At 60.0% G+C, this 19,520-nt stretch carries 19 protein-coding genes; 4 read left to right on the plus strand and 15 right to left on the minus strand.

Annotated features, from left to right (window positions below; genetic code table 11):
* Positions 1 to 31: 31 nt before the first annotated feature.
* The 3 genes from ACP7BN_RS01210 to ACP7BN_RS01220 form a co-directional block, all read right to left on the minus strand.
* A complete protein-coding gene (locus tag ACP7BN_RS01210) occupies positions 32 to 1,006 on the minus strand; it encodes a hypothetical protein (protein ID WP_426200979.1) in 975 nt (324 codons plus the stop codon).
* A gap of 298 nt (positions 1,007 to 1,304) precedes the next feature.
* Positions 1,305 to 1,784 (minus strand): DUF934 domain-containing protein, encoded by a 480-nt coding sequence (locus tag ACP7BN_RS01215; RefSeq protein WP_426200981.1) that lies wholly within the window; start codon positions 1,782 to 1,784, stop codon positions 1,305 to 1,307.
* The gene (locus ACP7BN_RS01220; protein ID WP_426200982.1) at positions 1,781 to 3,454 is read right to left on the minus strand and encodes a nitrite/sulfite reductase; all 1,674 of its coding nucleotides are present in this window, start codon (positions 3,452 to 3,454) and stop codon (positions 1,781 to 1,783) included. Before ACP7BN_RS01220 ends, ACP7BN_RS01215 begins: the two co-directional genes overlap by 4 nt.
* Before the next feature lie 252 nt (positions 3,455 to 3,706).
* Here ACP7BN_RS01220 and ccoN point away from each other — a divergent pair, with 252 nt between their 5' ends.
* On the plus strand, positions 3,707 to 5,134 hold the full coding sequence (ccoN, locus tag ACP7BN_RS01225) for a cytochrome-c oxidase, cbb3-type subunit I (protein ID WP_426200983.1): 1,428 nt from the start codon (positions 3,707 to 3,709) through the stop codon (positions 5,132 to 5,134).
* A gap of 15 nt (positions 5,135 to 5,149) precedes the next feature.
* Positions 5,150 to 5,371 carry a cbb3-type cytochrome c oxidase subunit 3 gene (locus tag ACP7BN_RS01230; protein ID WP_426200984.1) on the plus strand — a complete coding sequence of 74 codons (222 nt, stop codon included), beginning with the start codon at positions 5,150 to 5,152 and terminating at the stop codon, positions 5,369 to 5,371.
* A 250-nt stretch (positions 5,372 to 5,621) separates the two neighbouring features.
* On the opposite strand, the gene ACP7BN_RS01235 is transcribed toward ACP7BN_RS01230, so the two are convergent.
* The 3 genes from ACP7BN_RS01235 to ACP7BN_RS01245 form a co-directional block, all read right to left on the minus strand.
* Positions 5,622 to 6,113 (minus strand): hypothetical protein, encoded by a 492-nt coding sequence (locus ACP7BN_RS01235; protein WP_426200985.1) that lies wholly within the window; start codon positions 6,111 to 6,113, stop codon positions 5,622 to 5,624.
* Between the two features lie 115 nt (positions 6,114 to 6,228).
* Positions 6,229 to 6,738, minus strand: coding sequence for a GNAT family N-acetyltransferase (locus ACP7BN_RS01240; protein WP_426200986.1), 510 nt, complete (start codon positions 6,736 to 6,738; stop codon positions 6,229 to 6,231).
* 53 nt (positions 6,739 to 6,791) lie between these two features.
* Complete coding sequence (locus tag ACP7BN_RS01245; RefSeq protein ID WP_426200988.1) at positions 6,792 to 7,181, minus strand: hypothetical protein; 390 nt, start codon at positions 7,179 to 7,181, stop codon at positions 6,792 to 6,794.
* Between the two features lie 382 nt (positions 7,182 to 7,563).
* On the opposite strand from ACP7BN_RS01245, the gene ACP7BN_RS01250 reads away from it, so the two are divergent.
* Positions 7,564 to 7,830, plus strand: a complete 267-nt coding sequence (locus ACP7BN_RS01250; protein WP_426200989.1) for a short-chain dehydrogenase — start codon at positions 7,564 to 7,566, stop codon at positions 7,828 to 7,830.
* A gap of 210 nt (positions 7,831 to 8,040) precedes the next feature.
* Positions 8,041 to 9,648 (plus strand): hypothetical protein, encoded by a 1,608-nt coding sequence (locus ACP7BN_RS01255; RefSeq protein ID WP_426200990.1) that lies wholly within the window; start codon positions 8,041 to 8,043, stop codon positions 9,646 to 9,648.
* Positions 9,649 to 9,931: 283 nt separating this feature from the next.
* Here the strand turns inward: ACP7BN_RS01255 and ACP7BN_RS01260 are convergent, their stop codons facing one another.
* The 9 genes from ACP7BN_RS01260 to ACP7BN_RS01300 form a co-directional block, all read right to left on the minus strand.
* Complete coding sequence (locus tag ACP7BN_RS01260) at positions 9,932 to 10,909, minus strand: LysR substrate-binding domain-containing protein (protein ID WP_426200991.1); 978 nt, start codon at positions 10,907 to 10,909, stop codon at positions 9,932 to 9,934.
* Between the two features lie 175 nt (positions 10,910 to 11,084).
* On the minus strand, positions 11,085 to 12,032 hold the full coding sequence (locus ACP7BN_RS01265) for a peptidylprolyl isomerase (protein ID WP_426200992.1): 948 nt from the start codon (positions 12,030 to 12,032) through the stop codon (positions 11,085 to 11,087).
* Positions 12,029 to 12,502: a YbjN domain-containing protein gene (locus tag ACP7BN_RS01270; protein WP_420649929.1), complete on the minus strand. Its 474-nt coding sequence runs from the start codon at positions 12,500 to 12,502 to the stop codon at positions 12,029 to 12,031. Before ACP7BN_RS01270 ends, ACP7BN_RS01265 begins: the two co-directional genes overlap by 4 nt.
* A 32-nt stretch (positions 12,503 to 12,534) precedes the next feature.
* The gene (locus ACP7BN_RS01275; protein WP_426200993.1) at positions 12,535 to 13,164 is read right to left on the minus strand and encodes a DNA repair protein; all 630 of its coding nucleotides are present in this window, start codon (positions 13,162 to 13,164) and stop codon (positions 12,535 to 12,537) included.
* 17 nt (positions 13,165 to 13,181) lie between these two features.
* Positions 13,182 to 14,882, minus strand: a complete 1,701-nt coding sequence (locus tag ACP7BN_RS01280; protein WP_426200994.1) for a putative porin — start codon at positions 14,880 to 14,882, stop codon at positions 13,182 to 13,184.
* Between the two features lie 39 nt (positions 14,883 to 14,921).
* Positions 14,922 to 15,629, minus strand: a complete 708-nt coding sequence (locus tag ACP7BN_RS01285; RefSeq protein ID WP_426200995.1) for an energy transducer TonB family protein — start codon at positions 15,627 to 15,629, stop codon at positions 14,922 to 14,924.
* 2 nt (positions 15,630 to 15,631) lie between these two features.
* Entirely contained in the window at positions 15,632 to 16,057 is a 426-nt protein-coding gene (locus ACP7BN_RS01290) for an ExbD/TolR family protein (protein WP_420649933.1), read from the minus strand.
* A gap of 11 nt (positions 16,058 to 16,068) precedes the next feature.
* On the minus strand, positions 16,069 to 17,868 hold the full coding sequence (locus ACP7BN_RS01295; protein WP_426200997.1) for a DUF2341 domain-containing protein: 1,800 nt from the start codon (positions 17,866 to 17,868) through the stop codon (positions 16,069 to 16,071).
* Positions 17,869 to 17,883: 15 nt separating this feature from the next.
* Positions 17,884 to 19,482 (minus strand): ShlB/FhaC/HecB family hemolysin secretion/activation protein, encoded by a 1,599-nt coding sequence (locus ACP7BN_RS01300; protein WP_426200999.1) that lies wholly within the window; start codon positions 19,480 to 19,482, stop codon positions 17,884 to 17,886.
* Positions 19,483 to 19,520 lie beyond the last annotated feature (38 nt).

Consider the following 19,520-nt stretch of genomic DNA (forward strand, 5'->3'; position numbering starts at 1 on the left):
AATTCGCGCAACCGATCACAAGCACAGTTGATTACCAGGAAGAAGTCTCGCCACTCCTCATCTTCATCTCGCGCCGACTATTGGCACGCATCGCTTTGATCAACGACACCGTCCCCACCAGCAAGATCGCCGCGCCAAACAGGAAGTCGATGTTGTACAGCTGAAAGTCTTCAACCGGCCCCACCAGCAACACCCGCACTACGGCAATCCCCACCAGCGTCGCGAGGAAATCGATCCCCGGCTCTTCGCGGAAGAACACCAGCAGCAACGGCAGGGACAGCACCAGCAACAGCATGAACACCAGAACCTTGAACGAATCTTTACGCTCGACGCTGAACGCGCATTCATGCGCGCCATAGGCCTTGTAGTCCTCGTCGCGGATCATCGAGTTGTTCTCGCTGATGTAGTCGACGCGGTTGTACTTCTGGATTGGCGTGAAGGTGTTGGACATCTCCATCAGCGTGGTGATGTTCTTGAAGCGCAGGTCGACGCGCTCGGTGCCCTTGAGGTAGTAGAGCACCGGTTTGTAGCCGTAACGGTAGGTGTCGAAGGGGAATTCGGTGACGCGGCCCTGAACGCCGATCGGCCGCGATTCGAGTTCGGCGAACGCGCTTTTATTGGTCGCCGCCAGGTTACGGCTCAGGGGCAGGACTTTCACCTGTTCAAGGAAAATCGGCGTGACGCCGTACGACCATTGCAACGGCTCCAGCCGCAGGCGCAGTTCGTTGCGGCCGAGGTCGTAGCGGTTGAAGGTGCGCTCGGAAACCACCACCGCGCCGCTGAGCATGAACTCGCCGCGCAGGTTGTTGGTGATGCGCAAGGTCAGTTGATCCTTGCCCAGCAGCGCCGCTTCATTGGACGGCGGCGTGCCGCACCACGCGGTGCTCTGGTTGGCGCCGCCCAACTGGCCGTCGCGGTTTTCCTTGAACACGTAAAAATAGCTGGCCCACAGCATCAGCATCAAAAGCAACGCCGTGAGGCCCAAGATCTTCTTGCCCACAGTCACAAACAGACTCCCTTCTTCGTTCCGTCGTCCAGCCGAAAACCCGCTGGCGGCGAGGACTCTACCAAAAGGCCAGCATCGACCCAAGGAGAAATCCCGAAATGGGCAAGCGTATAGGGGTTTCCCCTGCATTGCTGGCGCACAAAGAACCTGTGGCGAGGGGATTTATCCCCGTTCGGCTGCGCAGCAGTCGTCAATCCTGAGTACTCGGTTCCCATGCCAAATCGCAGGGGGCCGCTGCGCAGCCCAACGGGGATAAATCCCCTCGCCACAAAAGCACTCTACTGTCAGAGAGATAGAATCAGCGCCGCCGAAACAGCGGCCTTGGCTCGATCACCGAGCGGCCGTACAGCACGCTCATCCCGGCCAAACCCTTCAGCGCATCCTCTGCAGATTTGTCCTCGCGCACGGCAAAGCTGTCAAACCCGCACTGGCGCATGTGGCTGAGTTGATCGCGCAGCACATCGCCAATCGCGCGCAACTCCCCGGCCCAGCCGAAACGACTGCGCAGCAAATACGCCTGGCTATAGGCGCGGCCATCGCGAAAGCTCGGAAAGTCGAGGGCAATCAGCGGCAGTGAGGCCAGCCACGGCAGCAGGCTTTCAACGCCGTCATCCGGCCCGAGCCAAACCGCGTGGGTCGAGGGCGATTCGAGCCAGTGCGCCAGCGGCAGGATCGCCATGGCAGCGGGAAGATCGGTTTCAGGCGAGCGCACCAGCGTCCACGGATCATCCGTGACAATCCGCGCGCCACCCTCCTCCATGCGCAGCAGATTATTCATGCCGAGACCTCGAGCGCTTTCGGATACACGCGTTCCTTGAACGGCTCCAACCCGATGCGCGCCACCGTATCGATGAACAACTCCTCACTCTCGCGATAGCGCACGAACGTGCCGATGATCCGCTCGATCACCTGCGGAATCTCCGCTGCGCTGAATGACGGGCCGATCACCTTGCCCAGCGAACTGTTGCGACCCTGCGCGCCTCCAAGGGTGATCTGGTACCACTCGCTGCCGTTTTTATCGACACCCAGAATGCCGATGTTGCCAATGTGATGATGGCCGCAGGCGTTGATGCAACCGGAGATGTTCAGGCTGATATCACCGAGGTCATGCAGATAATCGAGGTTGTCGAAACGCGCCTGAATCGCCTGAGTAATCGGGATCGACTTGGCGTTGGCCAATGCGCAAAAGTCGCCACCGGGGCAGGCAATGATGTCGGTCAGCAAGCCGACGTTGGCACTGCCCAGCCCATGTGCGCAGGCCTGTTGCCACAGCGCAAACAGTTGCGCCTTCGGCACGTCCGGCAAGACGATGTTCTGTTCATGGGCAATACGAATCTCGCCAAAACCGAAACGCTCGGACCAGTCGGCCACCGCCAGCATCTGCAAACCTGTGACATCCCCTGGCGGCGAAGCCTGACCGGGTTTGGTCGACAGCACCACGCTGGTGTAACCCGGCACTTTGTGCGGTTGCACGTTGCGCGCGACCCAGCGGGCGAACGCTGGTGTCTCGGCCATGTGCGTGCCGAACTCCAGATCGGTATTGGCCAGCGCCTTATAGATCGGCGGCACAAACGCGTTGGCGACCCGCTGGAATTCCGCTTCGGTCAACTGCGCCGGGCCGTCCTTGAGGTGCTGCCATTCTTCTTCGACTTCCTTGGCGAACGCCTCGATGCCCAGCGCTTTGACCAGAATCTTGATCCGCGCCTTGTACTTGTTGTCGCGTCGGCCATGGCGGTTGTAGACCCGCAGCACCGCTTCGACGTACGAGAGCAAATGCTGCCACGGCAAGCCTTCACGAATCTGCAAACCAAGGATCGGCGTACGCCCCAGCCCGCCGCCGACGATCACGCGCAACAGCATCTGCCCGTCGCGACCGGGGTAAAGATACAGGCCGATGTCATGCATCATGATCGCCGCGCGATCCTGCTTGGCCGAGCAAATGGCGATCTTGAATTTGCGTGGCAGAAACAGGAACTCCGGGTTGATCGTCGACCACTGTCGCAGGATCTCCGCCAGCGGGCGCGGGTCGATCAACTCGTCTGCCGCGACCCCGGCGAAGGCCTCGGTGGTGATGTTGCGCACGCAGTTCCCAGAGGTCTGGATCGCGTGCATGTTGACCTGCGCCAGGCGCTCGAGGATGTCCGGCACATCGCTCAGCTCGATCCAGTTGAACTGCATGTTCTGGCGCGTGGTGAAGTGGCCGTAGCCGCGATCATAGTCGGCTGCGATGCTCGCCAGCGTTCGTAGCTGATCGGCGCCGAGGGTGCCGTAGGGAATCGCCACGCGCAGCATGTACGCGTGCTTTTGCATGTACAGGCCGTTTTGCAAACGCAGCGGCAGGAACTCCTCTTCGCTCAACTCCCCGCCCATGAAGCGCTCGACCTGATCGCGAAACTGCGCAACGCGCTCGAACACCAGCGCCCGGTCGTAATCGTCGTACTGATACATCGGCCTACCTCATCAGAATCATGCAACTTTTCCAGATGAGGACTATGGACGTGCAGCGCAGCCTGTTACAGATTCACCTGAAACGATAAAAACCGTATCAGCGCGCGGCAGATGGCCGCAGGCAGTGCTCCTATCTGATCCGCATAAATCGAATATTCCTGAGCCTGTTTTGTTTCCGACGGTGTTTCTACAGTGCAGTCCATGCCAGACCGGGTGGCCTGGCAAGACTTTGCAACCGTGGATGAACTGACCATGAGCACAGCAACAATCGGACAGGCTTATAACTACAAGGTCGTCCGCCAATTCGTCATCGCCACTATTTTCTGGGGCGTCGTGGGCATGGCGATGGGGGTATGGATTGCCTCGCAACTGGTATGGCCGGAAATGAATCTGGACCTGCCGTGGACCACCTTCGGCCGCTTGCGACCTTTGCACACCAGCCTGGTGATCTTCGGCTTCGCCGGCAGCGCGCAATTCGCCGCCAGCTACTACGCGGTGCAGCGTACCTGCCAGGTGCGGCTGTACTCGGACAAGCTCGCCGCGTTCACGTTCTGGGGCTGGCAATCGGTGATCGTGGTGATGTTTATCACCCTGCCGCTGGGTTACACCACCACCAAGGAATACGCCGAAATCGAATTCTCCGGCGCGGTGTGGATGGCCGTGGTCTGGGTCGCGTACGCCATGGTGTTCTTCACCACCGTGGTGCAGCGCAAGACCAAACACATCTATGTCGGCAACTGGTTTTTCGGCGCGTTCATCCTGGTGATCGCCATGCTGCACATCGTCAATCACCTGGCGATTCCGGTGGACTGGTTCAAATCCTATCCGGTGTATTCCGGCGCCACCGACGCCATGGTGCAGTGGTGGTACGGACACAACGCGGTGGGTTTCTTCCTGACCACCGGGTTCCTCGGGATGATGTATTACTTCGTGCCCAAGCAGGTCAATCGCCCGGTGTATTCGTACCGGTTGTCGATCGTGCATTTCTGGGCGTTGATCACCCTGTACATCTGGGCCGGCCCGCACCATTTGCATTACACCGCACTGCCGGACTGGGCACAGTCGCTGGGCATGGCGATGTCGCTGATCCTGCTCGCGCCGAGCTGGGGCGGGATGATCAATGGCATGATGACCTTGTCCGGCGCCTGGCATAAATTGCGCACCGACCCGATCCTGCGCTTCCTGGTGCTGTCACTGGCGTTCTACGGGATGTCGACTTTCGAAGGTCCGATGATGGCGATCAAGACCGTCAACGCCCTCTCGCACTACACCGACTGGACCATCGGCCACGTCCACGCCGGGGCACTCGGTTGGGTGGCAATGATCACCTTCGGCGCGACCTACCACATGGTGCCGAAAATCTTCGGCCGCGAGCAGATGTTCAGCACACCGCTGATCAACCTGCACTTCTGGCTGGCGACCATCGGCACGGTGTTGTACATCGCCTCGATGTGGGTCAACGGCATCACCCAGGGCCTGATGTGGCGCGCGATCAACGAGGACGGCACTTTGACTTACTCGTTTGTCGAAGCGCTGCAAGCCAGTCATCCGGGGTTCATCGTGCGCTTTGCCGGCGGGGTGTTCTTCCTCAGCGGCATGCTGCTGATGGCTTACAACGTGTGGCGCACCGTGCGGGTGGCGGACGTAGCATTGGCCCACCGTGAAGCGCAGATCGCCTGATCAAGGGAGCAGGTCATGTTCGAGATTTTTTTGAATGTACTGGGCGTGGTGTTTTTGTGGCTGGCGGTGGAGTACTGCTTGCGCAATGAGACTGCGCAGAGTCTGGAGGACGCGAGTCTGACGCCGTTTGCGGATGATCCGGAGGTGGCGCGGCGGGTTGAATTGGCGACGGGCAAGACAGTGAAAGCGGTGGCGCCGGAGGTGGCGAAGCCGGGGTGGGGGAATGTTGATATGTGAGGGGTGTCAGCGGTAGCCCTCACCCTAGCCCTCTCCCAAGGGAGAGGGAACTGACCGAGTTGTTTGTTCGAGATACATCGACGTGAAATATCGAAGGTGAACTCAAAACTTGAAAGCAACAAAGATCTGCCCCCATTTCCCGCAGACCTCGTTTTCGACAACAACGCAGATCTGCCCCCTTTCCCCCTCGCCCCCTTGGGGGCGGTCCGACGTTTCGGGAGGGTTGGGGTGAGGGGGTAAGCTCTTGATCTCAGCCGCGTTCACGCGGGATCAGGCTTTGCAGTTGCTGCGCCAGAAAGTTCGCATCAAACGCATACGTATCCGGATCCTTCAACCCGTTAGTCTTGCGCCACTGCCACTCCCCACCCGGCAACCCCACCAGCGAAATACTGCCGTAACGCGCAGCCGTCAGCCCCATCACCGCCAGCGAAATCTGCCCGCCACTGCCCATCACATCCGGCACAAACTCCACCGGTTTGCCAGCGATCACAATGGTCAGTTTTTCAGTCTTGAAGGTCGACGTCTCAACCGGCGTACTCGGCCCGAACGCGACATACGCCTCACGGCCAACCTCCAGCAAACCCGGCGCCTGCACCGGTTCCAGCCATTGCTGAATCTTGTCGAACAGTTCGGTGATACGTGTGGCCCACGTCACCGATTGCGTCTCGAACTGCTGCTTCTTGTGCGCTTCGCTGTCGGCATAGTGGCGAAGCATTTCGCCCAGTTGCTGTACGTCGTCCATTGCGGTGTTCCTTTGAGAAGCGGTGCTGCGGACTTTGAGCATGGCAGATGCCGATGACGACCGTGCAAGTGATTTGCCTGCACGGCCGCCTTGTCAGGCATTCACTGACAAAAGGTCAGACCTTGCGCAGGCGCGCCATGCTCAGGGTGTCGACCCATTGCCCGTCGCGCACCGCGTAGTCGCGGAACAACCCTTCATCCTCAAACCCGAATTTGCGATACAGGCCGATCGCCGCTTCGTTATCCGCATACACCGCCAGTTCGACGCGGTGCAGATTCATCCAGTTGTCGGCCACATCCAGCGCCGCTGCCAACAGCTTCGAACCGACACCCTTGCCCTGCCACGCTGTCGCGACACCCATGCCGAAACTGCCGGCATGGCTGCGGCGAATCCGCGAATACGCCTCCAGCCCGATCTGCCCGACCACCACGCCCTGATGCACCGCCACCAGTTTCAGCGCCCGGTCATTGCCCGCCAGCAGCCGCTGACGCCAGATCTCCACCGACTGAAATGGCATCTGCAACACCTGCCGCGCCACGGCCGGGTCGTTGTAGAGCGCGGTGACGCCATCGAGATGCTGCTCGCTGAAGCGCTCGAGGTGAATGGCGGAGTTGTGGTCTGGCATGGCGATTCGTCCGTGATCGTTGTGTGGCTGATCACTCTAAACCGGACAGACGCTCATCTGCCAGATCCTGTACATATCCCCTTCAACGTATCCGCATCAATATTCGCCAACCACAGCGGATCAATCAGCGTGCCCCAATACTTCGGTTCCATGCGGACCGGATCACCGGCGATCACGCCCTTATGATTGAAATACACCCGATAACGGCTGAACCCTTCGGGATAGCTTTTCTCGTAATAAAGCGTCGTGCCACGCGGCAGAACGTAGACGTTGTCATCGTCGTTGTTCGCTTCAATCACCAGCGGTTCTGTGGTTTTCAGCATGTCCGTGCGCTGGCCAAATACCTTGAGCGCAACGACCGTCAGAAAACCTGCGTTGATCAGCAATGACACGGCCAGGCAGACCGCCATTTTCCGGGACTTGCGTGGTGGCTTGCCTGCCATGAATTGCTCCATTCGAATCTTGAGAATTTTGCGAATGGTACAGGACGTGCGTTCTACGCTGAACGCCGGAAACGACCTACAGGCAAACCAGCGCTTTCAGGCGCTCCGGCGATTGACTGCCCTGCCCTCACTCCCTATCCTCGCGCCTGTCACGACTCATTCGTGATCGGGTTTGACGGCTCGGCGGTTTTTAAGGTGCGCATTGTTCCCAAACTTTGCTCGTGCACTCGTGTGCTCGGAACAAAGACTAATGGTGACTGTGTGCAGGGCACTTTCGAGTGCGCCGGGTACCTTAGACCGGTCCGTCAACCTGCGCACAGTTGCCACCCTATCGTTTGACGGCGACCAAGTGGCAGCTCTTGATTACTAAGGAGCTACACCGATGAACACGCATATCGCAATGACCCACAACGAAGACGCAATCCCCGTCCTGCTCGTGTCAACCCAGGCACCACTCGACGTCCTCCACGCCAGCGCAGCCAGCCGCTTCCTCGCCGTAACACAGATGATGGAAAGCCTCGCCAGCCTCGACATCACCGGTGCCAAAGGCGCAGACGTGCAGCAACTCGCGCACGCAGCAGCAATGTTGTTGCGTGACGGCTGCGATGTGATGGATGTGCTGGGCCGGCAGATTCAATTACAGGCCTGACCCAGCAAAATCAAAAGATCGCAGCCTGTTCGCGAACGTACGCGGGCTGTGTAGGAGCTGCCGCAGGCTGCGATCTTTTGATCCTGATGTCCACAATCACACACCGACTCCGACCACTCGTCGCCACCTGTCAGATCTGACAGTAGGCAACACCCGCACGCGATGCTCTGATGATGCAGGCCTCCATCCGTCCCAGAGCGAGCATCCGTCATGACTACTCCCACTTCGTCACCTATCAGCCCTTTCGCCCTTACGCCAGTGCAAATCCCGCTCGACATCACGCCTGTCAGCCAGGGGCATGTCGGGCTGGGGATCGTCAACCAATTCCAGGACTCGTTGGGCGTGATGATCGTGTTCGGGCCTTATCCGGGTCAGACTCCGCTTGAACCGCTCCACCTGCTCCTGAACGGCAATCCCACTCCGATCAGCAGTACCGTGGTTCAAAGTAGTAGCGCACCAGTGTTAATGCGTATGCCACCGGGTCTGCTGTTGGAGGGTATCAACAGCCTGAAATGCGAAGTTGAGCGCCTGTCAGGTAATCGCGAAACGTCGCCGCCGTTGGATGTGCTTTACCACACCTTCGCACCCGGCGGCGACGACCTGGTTGCCGGTGGCGGGCATTCGAAGCTGGCCAGCAGCATCAGCCACCCCATTGTCGATGCTACGCAAGCGGCGAACGGGGTGACGCTGACGCTGGATTACCCGCACAAACATCTTTACGACGTAATAACCATCAATTGCGGTGGAGTGATCATTACTGTTCAGATCGCGCCTACGGTTGCTGACCCAAACCCGGATCTGACCAAACCTATTGAAATCATCCTGACCACTCAGCACTTCGCTAACGACCGTAACAATCCCCAGTTTGAAATTAAGTACAACGTGAGAAGTGAGACTGGCAATCTCTCGGGCACGACGCAGTTCGGTGTTTTCAATCCGCAAGATCATTGGTCCAAGGCTCTTGTGGTTGATGTGCGGCTGGATCAGGTATTGCTTTCGAAGGCAATTCTTCGAGAGAACCCTACCGATAACAATGACGATCCGGCGGTGGTTGATCTCGACAAAATGAAGGGCGGGCCGTTGTGGGCGTTGATTCAAGTGGGAGAGAGTATCTGGAAATTGGGTGATGAGATTCATGTCCTGTTCGAGGCGTGGCTGAATGGCGTGCTGGTTGGAACCCACGAGGACACTTTGACTGTCACCGATCTACCGACTCAGCTGGCATCCAGAATTCCTAACGCAAAGGCAGTTGCCGATAGTGAAGTGAAGGTGACGTATGAGCAGATCAGGGCAGGCAAGATTGTGGGGGTCTCCAAAGTCGCCGAAGCGCAGGTCATTGGACAGGGGTTGCCGGACATTGAGGATTTCGATGGCGCACCCAATCAGGGAGCCTCTGAAGTTGGGCAGTCAGTATCGACTAGCAAAATCAAAGTAACTCTGACGGGGAAAGTGCATTCAAACGATAGTCTGGCGATTGGTAATTTCGTCGGCGATGTAGATGCACAAGGACAAGCGTTCTATGGATATCTAGCGACGCCAAATGGGCAGACCAGCTTCATATCTTATGATGTGGAATTAGTTGGCAGGACCGCCAATAGACTCCGAATCTGGATAGCAGGTGGAAATATTTTCGGTGGCGCCGCTCAGTTTAATTTGGTTTTTCGGGACGCTGCGGGAGAGACAATTAATACCATCAACCGAATGGTCACCCGTTACCAGCGTCAGCAAGAGATCGACACAGGGGCTCTGAACGGTATCAAGTCTATTGCGGTGGTGTCGGATGGTCAGGTAATCATCGATCGGATAGAGTTTTTATAGCCGCAAGTAGTGCTCGACTTTCATTCCAGCAACAATGGGCCGATTTATTTAATTAACAAATAAATAAAATCCCGTTTCGTCGAGCAAAATCAAAAGCTCACAGCCTTTGTAGGAGCTGCCGAAGGCTGCGATCTTTTGATGCTGATGCCCGTAATCACACGCTAACTATGACCATTCGTCGCCACCCGTCAGATCTGACAGTAGCGAAAACGGATCGCACTAACAAACGGGACTAACAAACGGGACGGATTTATTTAATTAAACAAGTCCGTCCTTTACGCAGTCACTCAAACCACTCCCCCCGCTCACTAAACGTGCGCTGAATCAGCTCCACAAGGGTTTGCACTTCAGCGACATCCTGCGAATGCTCATTCACCGCCAACCAAACCCGCAACCGCATCACCTCGTCAAACAACCCCGGCAACGCAACCAACCCACGATCAAAGCGGCTCATGTACATCGGCAACAACCCGATGCACGCACTGCAGCGAATCATCTCCAGCATCAGCTCATAAGACTGCATCTGCACCACGCCAGCCAACCGCTGCTCGACCAGATCATTCCACGGTCGAAAGCTGTCGATCTGCCGGTCGTGCTGCCATTGCACCAGCATGAAGTCGGCGAGGTCTTCGGGGCTTTCCGGGCGGGCGGTGACGCGGGAGTAGCGTTTGGCGATGTGCGGCAGGTAGTCGAGTTGGGCGAGGCGTTGTGGTTGGCTGGTGGCGAAGGTCGGGCCGGGGGTTGGGCTGTCGCCGGGGGCCAGCCAGAGGACGATGTCAGCGCTGATGCTTTGCAGGGCCAGTTCGCTGTCGAGGGCGATGATTTCCAGGCGTACGCTGGCGTTGCGCCGCAGCAGTGCGATGAGGTCGCGGCCGAGGATGTCGTGCAGGATCGATTCGGCCACGGCGAGGCGGATCAGTGGCTGTTCGATCACCGGCAGTTTGCGTTCGTGTGCGAGGGCGATCAGTTGCGCCTGCAATTGTTGGCCCTCGCGGGTCAGGCTGAGGGCGCTGCCCTGGAAGCTGAACAGTGAGCGTTGCAGGGTTTGTTCAAGCAGCGCGAGTTGTTTGCGCAGCAGGGTCGAGCGCACGTTGAGGCTGCGCGCGGCTTGCATGAAGCAGCCGCAACGGGCGCTGACCAGAAAGTATTGTGCGATCTCGCCCTCAATGCTCGCGGCCTGGGCCAGCCAAGGCTCGGCGGTGTCTTGTGGCCAGCGAAAATCGGGATTGCCCGGTCGTCCTGCGGGTTCGGTGAATGACATCGATGACTCCCTGTCGATCTTTGTTGTTGGTCGTTACACACATCCACTGTGGGAGCTGCGGTGCGACGATTCGACTTGCCAGCGATGGCGGAGTGTCAGGCGCCAATGATGCTGGATTTACCGGCCTCATCGCTGGCAAGCCAGCTCCCACAGGGGGTTTGGGGTGATGCTGGGATTATTGTTTTTGCTCCAGGATTTTGTTGAGTTCGGCGCCGTCGATGCTCAGGGTCGCGGTGTTGAGCATGCCGTCCAGGTAGGCCTGGGCGATTTGTTCCTGACGTTGGGCGCGCAGGGCTTTGGTCAGTTGGTCGCGCAGTTCATCCAAGGTCGCGGTGCGGGCCGGTTGTTGTTCGGTGAGTTTGATGATGTGGAAACCGGCGCTGCTTTGGACGGGATCGGAGACTGCGCCAACCTTGAGCCGCGCGACGGCGCTGCGCACTTCCGGCACCAGTTGCTGCAAGGGTTGCAGGCCGGTGTCGCCGCCGCGTTCGGCCGTGACGCGGTCTTGAGAAAATTCTTTAGCAAGCACGGCAAACTCGGATGGAGCGGTCTGCACTTTCTTGCTCAGTTCCCCCGCCTGCTTACGCACCGCATCCAGATTTTGCGCATCACTCACGCCAAGAAAAATCTGACTGACCCGATACAACGCCGGCGTTTGCCAATTGGCTTTACCCGCGTCATACGCCTGCTGCAATTCAGCCGCGCTCGGGTAATCCGCCGGCACCTGACTCACCGACTGCAAATAATCCCGGAACACAATCTGCTCAGTCGCCGCACGGGTCTGTCGTGCAACTTCGGGACGCTGCGCCCAGCCCTGTGCATCCGCCTGCTCCAGCACGGCTTTCTCCGCCAGCCGCGCACGAATCCAGCGCTCCAGCGCCTCGCGGTTGCCGCGCAGTTGCTCGCGCGTCGCCTCAGGCACGGTCGCCAACAGCGTCTGCAATTCCTCCGGTGAGACGTGCTGATTGCCGAGCCGCGCAACCGCCGGCCCGCCAGCAACCGCTGCCACTGGCGACGGTTGCTGAGCGGCGACCGGGTCACTGCCCGGTCGCACCACCAGCGCCACGGCGACCACCAACAACGCTACAGCCGCAGCGCTGATTACCATGGCCGGTTTCTTCACAGCGCGACTTCCTCTTGCTCGGCGACCGCTACTTTCGCGGTTTGCGCGGCGGCACCGTTCTGCGCGAAATCACGCAGATAGACGATGAATTCCTGCAGCAGGCGATCCCACAATTCGAGATTGCCACGCAGGTGTTCGTTGCTGACCCCGGCCGCGACCACCACGTCCATTTCCATCACCAGAAATTCGCCCTGCAACGACAGGCGAGCGAAACGGCGCGAGGCGTTCCACTGCTCGGCGACACCGACCGGCAATTCACCCTGCACCCGCAGCGCGCAGCTGAACGTGAAGTCAACGAAACTGCCCTGCTCCACCGCCGGATTGCCGAAACGCACCGCGTAGCCAATGCCCTGACTGGCGCTGAGCAACTGCACGATGCCGTTCTGTTCGGTCTGGTTCACGCGATAACCGGCAGCTTGCAGCACGTCGGTCAGCGATTGCGGAGAAACGTGGGTGATCAATTGAGTCATGGGTTCTTCCTTGTTGATCCGTCTAATAACAATCAGTGTGCGAGCGCAGCTTGTGGCGCGTCGAATTGGGTCTTGTACAGATCGTCGCCAAAGCCTTGCGTCAGTTCTTCGAACTTGACCCGGGCCGTGCCGGCGAAGGGCTGGCGGATCTTCATCACCTCGGCCACGTCGATGTTTTCGTAGGCAGTGAGGATCTGCTTGGCCACGCCGTACATTTGCTGATTCTTGACTGAACATTGCTGCACTTGTGTGTCACGTTCAGCCAATTGCGCCTGAAGCTTAGACCGTTCCGCCTCTTTGGCACGGGCCATGACCAGCAACTCGTCATAGGCCTTTTTGAACTTGCCGGTCTGCTCGTTGCTGGCCGCCACTTGCGCCTGCGCCTGGCTGTGCAGGTTCTGCTGCTGCCCGGCCAGTTGCTCGGCAACGCCCTGGGCCTTGGCCAGTTCAGCGCTCAATTGCTTGATCTGCGCCTGCGCAGCCTTGGCCTCGTTCTGCGCCGCCAGTTGCGCGGCGCTGGCCTGGGCCTGCTGACTTTGCAGGGCTTGCAGTTGCTGGGTGGTACTGCGCAACTGGGTGCGCAGGCGTTCTTCCATGCCTTCGGCGCTGGCCCCGCTGGCGACCAAAACCCCCAAACCAAACAACAAAATGCGCATGTGCATTAGCCTCTCCCGGCGCCTTAGAAGCGCGTGTTGATCTCAAGCTGCATGACGTCGATGTCGTACGGCGCGCCGTACACCGCTTCCGAACTCAACCAGCGGCCAGTGGCGTAGACGTTTTTTGCCAGACCGTAGTTGGCGCCCAGGAAGTAACCCTTGGCGTTGGTGCCGCCGAGGTGGAACGAGGAGTCGTTGAAGCCGTCCGGCAAGGCATCCGGCTGGATGTATTTGTAGCCCGCGAACAGGTTCCAGTCGCCCTGCTTCTTCAGCTCCAGCGCGGTGCCGAGCGTGAACTGCACCATCCACGCATTGGCGCCGCTTTCGACGTTGCCGTTGCTGTCGAGGTTGTTGACGATCTGCCCGGCCGAGCGCTTGCGCATGTCGCCTTCGTCGTAGCTGAGGTTGTGGATGTAGTTGCCCTGGCTGCGCAGTTTGAAGTCTTCCGGCAGGTCGGCGTCCCACACCACGTTCAGATCAAGCAGGTTGAACTCCGAAGCCAGGCCAACGAATTGCGGCTGCGGCGTGGTCGACGGGTTGAGCGGGTTCGGCGTGATGTCGCGCAGCAGGAACACGCTGTTGCCCTTCTGCATGAAGGCGCTGCGGCTGCCATCGGTGTCGCAACCCGGCGCGCCAGCCCACGGTTCGCAAGGGCTGGAGCGCTGTCCTTCGATGTCGTCGAAACGGTAATAAGCCAACGCACCCTTGATGCGGTTGTTGCTGTTGATCGCCCATTTCGCGCCAAGCTGCGCGCCGTACAGCCACTTGTTGTCGCTGTCTTCCTTGTCGAAGCCGTTGCTCGATGCGGTGTCGTTGGTGTACTCGACCGGGAACGCGCCGACGGTGCCGAACACGCCCCAGTCGCGGCTGAGTTTGTGGTCGAAAATCGCTGCCACGCCGTCGAAGTTCAAGTCGTTGGAATAGAGCATGTCGGTGGACATGAACGGGTTGCCGAATCGGCCGCCGGTAAGGGTCAACTCGTCCGAAGGCTTCCAGCTCAGATAACCCTGATCGAGCCAGATGTCTTTTTTGGCGAAACCACCGCCGAGGCTCTGCGTAGTGGAAACCGGGTTGTTGTCCGAGCCGGTGCCGATGCGGATGCCGGCAGTCCATTCCGGCGAGATCACGGCTTTCATGCCCAGACGCGCACGCAGGCGGAACAGGTTTTCGCGGTCTTCGCGGGTGTTGAGCAACGGCGGCAATGCGGTGCTGCTGTTGGGGTTTACGTCGTACGGGCCGTTGTTATTGAGCTTGGCGAAGTCGACGATTTCGTTGCTGTTGCTGCCCGAGTAGTAACGCGATTCGTCACGCAAACGGATGTCGCCGTCAAAGCTGACGCGGGAAATCCAGTCGGGAAAAGTATTGGGGGCGGCCCAGTTTTCCTGCTTGGCGGTGGCCATGACTTCGGCTTTGACCTGATCGCGGATCTGGTCACGCACCGCTGCCGGCACGTATTGCACACGCACATCACCCGGCGCTGCGACCGGCCCGGCGGCGACCACGGCGGTGGATGCGGCAGCCTGTTTGGCTTGCGCGGCTTCGTTCTGCGCCTGAGCGATCAGCGCGTCAGCCTTGTCCTGTTTCAGAATGCCCTGCTCGACCAGCAAGCGGATCAGATTGATCGTGGCGTTCTCCGAGGGCGCAGGCGCTGCCACGGCCTGACCGACCAGGGTCGCGATGACCATGCCGACCGCCAGGGACAATCGATTCACGTTGGAAATCATCTGCACACAACTCCTTATGGCAAAACTCTAAAAGTTCGGTTAACCCGGACGCCGCCCTTGCAGGGACATGCGCACAGGCAAAGTGATGGAGGCCGGTGGCCGCTCGCTTAAGGCAGGCGCGTTACGCAAGGCAGCCAGCACCTGAGTGTCGATTTCGGGGTTGCCGCTGGACTTGATCAGCTCGACGCGGGTGATCTCGCCAACGCTGCTCAGCCACACATCGGCCTGCAACGAAAACGCGAGGTTGCGCAGGTCGGGGTTCTCGCGCAGCAGCTTCTGGAACGTGAACGCGAGGAACTGGCTGTAAGTGCCGTTGCCCAGGCGCCCGCCGCCCGCACCGGCCATGCCGCCGCCCTTGCCTGCACCGATGTTGAAAGCATCGCTGCCGCTCTGGGCGTCGCCGTCCATTTGCATAGGGTTGGCCAGATCGTCCGCTGGTGATGGCGGTGCTTCTTCCTCGGGCTTGACCTCTTGCGGCTCGGGCGTTGGCTCGGGCTCGACGATTTTTTCTTCGACCGGGGTTTCCGGCTCTGGCGGTTTTTCTGGCGGCGGTGGCGGCGGTGGTGGCAACGGAATGATCGTCGGCACCTTCGGCGCTTCACGGCGGATGCCGCTCATGTCGTTGGCCCACTGCCACAGCAAATACGCGGCGATGGCGCCGAGCAGCAACCCGGCGCCCCACTTCACAAAGCGCAGCGGCGACTTCTTTACCGGCGGCAGTGGCTCGATTGGCAGTTGTGCGGTCATGGTCAGCCCTGGCTCGGTTTGCCGGTGACGAGACCGACCTGCGACAGTTCGAGCCGGCGCAGCAGGTCGAGCACTTCAATGACCTTCTGGTACTGCACCGTAGCGTCGCCGCGCACGATCACCGGGAAATCCGGGTTCTGCGCCTTCTCGATGCGCAGGCGTTCCTCCAGCTCCGGCAAAGTCACCGGGTACGCATCGAGGAACACCTGACCGCCATCGTTGACCGAAATCGCCTTGGTCTTGGCTTCCGACAGCGACACCGAGGCGCTGGCCTTCGGCAGGTTGATCTGGATCCCCGAGACCTGCGCGGTGGCGGTGAGGATGAACATCACCAGCACCACCATCAGCACGTCCACCAGTGGCGTGATGTTGATACTGTCGACCGGTGCATCGTCATCATCGTCGTGGGAGGTATTTACGGACGCCATGTCAGTGCTCCTCAGGCCGGTACGGATGCATTGGCGTGATGGCCGCGCTGATGCGCCGCTTCACTGAACTGGCTCTCGCCATGCATCTCCGCCAGACGGGTGATGAACTCGTCGACGAACACGCGCATGTCGGCGCTGACCTCTTTGTTGCGGGTGATCAGGCGGTTGTAGCCAAACAGCGCCGGGATCGCGACGAACAGGCCCATGGCGGTGGCCAGCAAGGCTGCGGCCATGCCCGGTGCGATGGCGTTGATGTTGACGTCACCGGCCATGGCGGTGCCGAGGAACACCACCATGATCCCCATCACCGTGCCGAGCAGGCCGATGTACGGACCGCCGGCGATGGCGTTGGACAGGGTCGAAAGCTTCGAGCCAAGGGCTTGGTTTTCGCGGGTGCGCACGCCGTCCATCGAGCAGCGGATGGCTTCGATGGTCGCAGCGGAAACCGAAGAAGTGTCAGCGCCCTGCTCGCGGCGGGTGCGAATCTCCTTGACCGCCACCAGGTACAAACGCCACAGCGACGAATGCTGCAAACGCTGGGCGAGTTGCACGTCATCGGCGAACATCTCCAGGCGCGTGCCGACCTTGGCGAATTGCTCGCGGAACAGTTCGTTGGCGGCGGTGACGCGGCCGAGGGTGCGGTTTTTGCGCAACATGATTACCCACGACTGGAACATCATCAGCACCAGCACCGCGATGATCACCCAGGCGTCGATTGGCACCGCGTTGAGCAGGAAGCCGAGGCTGCCGAAACCAAAACCGGACTGTTCTTCATCAACGCCGTAAGCGACCAGTTTCGACTCCGCGCCCTGAGACGTGGCATCGGCCAGCAACAGCGGTACCGGACGCGAGACTTTCGACAGGCGCAGCTCATCGATGGCGCCGGTAAATGGCTGGAATGCGCTGGCCGAGAGATCCCCACCAACAGCCATGACCGAGTTGAACGCGGGCATCGCCACAGCCAACGTCGCGCCTTCGCGACCGTTGATGAACAACGTGACTTTGGAGCCTTCAGCCGTCAGCGCAACATGCTGCCACTGGCCTGGATTCAGCGGTTGCGTGGCGACGGCGCGTTGGCCATCGATTTCCACAAACGGCACGCCTTGGTTCACACCGATCAGCAGACTGTTGGCGCCTTCACGACGGGCCAGAATCAACTGTTCGCCATTCGCCTGGTCGAGGCGCAACCAGGCACTGAAGGTGAACGAGCTGCCCGCGTTGTGTTGCAGCGAAGGGCTGGCCGGCAGCAGCAACGGTTGGCCGCTGAACTGCAAGGCCCGCCCGACTACGCCGTCGATGCTCGCGCCGGTCGCGCTTTGCGCGGTGTTGCCGTAAGCGGTGGTGTCTTTGGCCGGGGTGCCGGTGGCGCCTTCGAAGTGATAGAGCGCGGTGTAATTCGGATCGAACGTCAGTTGGCCGTTGCCGGTGGCCTGGGCCTTCTGGTTGCCGTAGTACATCCAGATGTCCTGACGCTGACCGCCCTCGACATTCGGCACATCGACCCAGATCAGCGCCATGCCCATCAGCGCGTCGAAGCTTTCGATCTGGTGGTTGAGCACGGTTTTATCGTCGGCGCTGACGAAGCGCAAATCCGAGCCGTCCTCCTTCACGCCGTCGAAGGTGAAATTGCCAGTGTGCAGGCGCACCAGCAGCGCGGTGCGGCCCAGCGCCTGATTGATCGCCGCGCCTTGTGGCGTGGTGTCGACGGCGATCTGTTTGCGGTAATGCCAGTCGTCCTGCCACCAGGCCTGAGCCGTGGCCGGGAGCACGAAGCCCAGGCAGATCAACAACGAAAGGAAGAGGCGCTGCATGAAAAGTGCTCCTTGTTAGAAAGTGGCCTGAAGGTTGAAGTGCAGGCGCGATTCCTGTTTCGAGGTGTTCGGCCCTTCGAGTAGCGGGTAGCCCCAGTCGAGGCTGCCGGACAGCCATTTGCTCAGGCTGGCGCGGGTGCCGAGGCCGACGCTGGCCAGGGCGTAATTGGCGTCCTGATCAGGCAGTTCGTCGCGCAGATACAGCTGCGCGCCTTCGGCGAAGGCGTAGAAGCGCCAGTCCTGCACCCAGGTGCCGGCGTACTTGGCCAGCGATGGAGTGCGCAGTTCCTGGCTGAGCAAGTAGCCGTCATCCGCGGTGCGTTCGGCGGCCAGATAGCCGCGTACCGAAGTTGCGCCACCGGCGGAGAACTGTTCGTTGGAAACCAATGGACCGGATGCCAACTGGAACGCGGCTTTGCTGGCGCTCTGCCAGTCGTTGTTGAAGGTCCAGGTGAAGTTGGTGTCGCCCTTGAGTACGGCGAAACTCGGGTTGGCGCGGTAGCGTTTGTAGTCGAAATCTTCGTCGGAGCTGCCGTAACCGAAGATGCTGCGCGTGGCGGCGACCAGACTCAGGCCGAGACCGAGCTGGCTCTTTTCGGTGTAGCGATAGCCGTTGTAGGCGAAGGTGAATGGCGCGTATTGCAGCGGGACTTTGTCGCTCTCGCCGGACAGGGTCAGGCGCTCGTCGAAATCCTTGAAGTCGATGCCGGCCGACAGCGAGTTTGACCAGTTGCCACTGGACGGCAGCGTGTAGATCGCCGCAACCCCATAGGAATGACCTTTGCCAAGCACGTTGCTGCCGCCGATGGTGGCGACGTTGCTGTCGGACTGATAACCGGAGAATTGCACGCTCCAGCGATCCGTCAGCGGCGCGGTGTAGGAACCGGACCAGACTTTGGCGTTGCTGGTGTCTTCGGGCGCGGTGAAGTAGGTCAGGGAAATGCTGTGACCGAGCTGCCAGAGGTTGTTGTAGCCAAGGCTGGTGACGGCACGCAGTTTTTCGGTGTCGGCGCTGTAGTCGTTGTTGAGACCGACGCTGGCGGTCCACGGGTTCTGGTCTTCGACCTGCAAATCCACGTCCATGGTGCCGGGGCGCTGACCTTCGCGCACCAGCGGCATGACTTGCCGGCCCGGGGTTTTGTTGAGTTGCGCGAGTTCGCCCTGGACCTTGGCGAAGTCCGGCACCTCGCCTTCTTTCAGCGCCGGGACGTTGTCGCGGATATCCAGCGGCGAATAGTGTTTGGCGCCGACCACCCGCACCCGGCCGACCTTGGTTTCGCTGACTTGCAGGTAGACGATGCCGTCAGCGACCGCTTGCTCCGGCAGTTCGACGAACACCGATTGATAGCCGCGTTCCTGATAGACCTTCTGCAACGCATCACGCGCGCCTTCGATATCGGTCAGGGCTTTTTGCGGGCCGAGAAACGGGTACACCGCCTCTTCAATCGCCCGCGCATCGAGCACGGTGTTGCCGCGCACGAAGTATTCGTTGACGTCGACCAGACGCTGGGCGGCAGCGCTTTCGGCGGCCTCTTCGGCGAACACCGGCTGCGCGCCCGCCGTCACCAGCAACCAGCCCCACAGCGCCAGCCGTGACGTGAAAATCTGTTCCACACTACCCCCTGAAATTCCCTTGGATCTGTTGGCGCTCA

The sequence above is a fragment of the Pseudomonas sp. TWP3-1 genome (assembly GCF_049896625.1).
Classification (GTDB): domain Bacteria; phylum Pseudomonadota; class Gammaproteobacteria; order Pseudomonadales; family Pseudomonadaceae; genus Aquipseudomonas.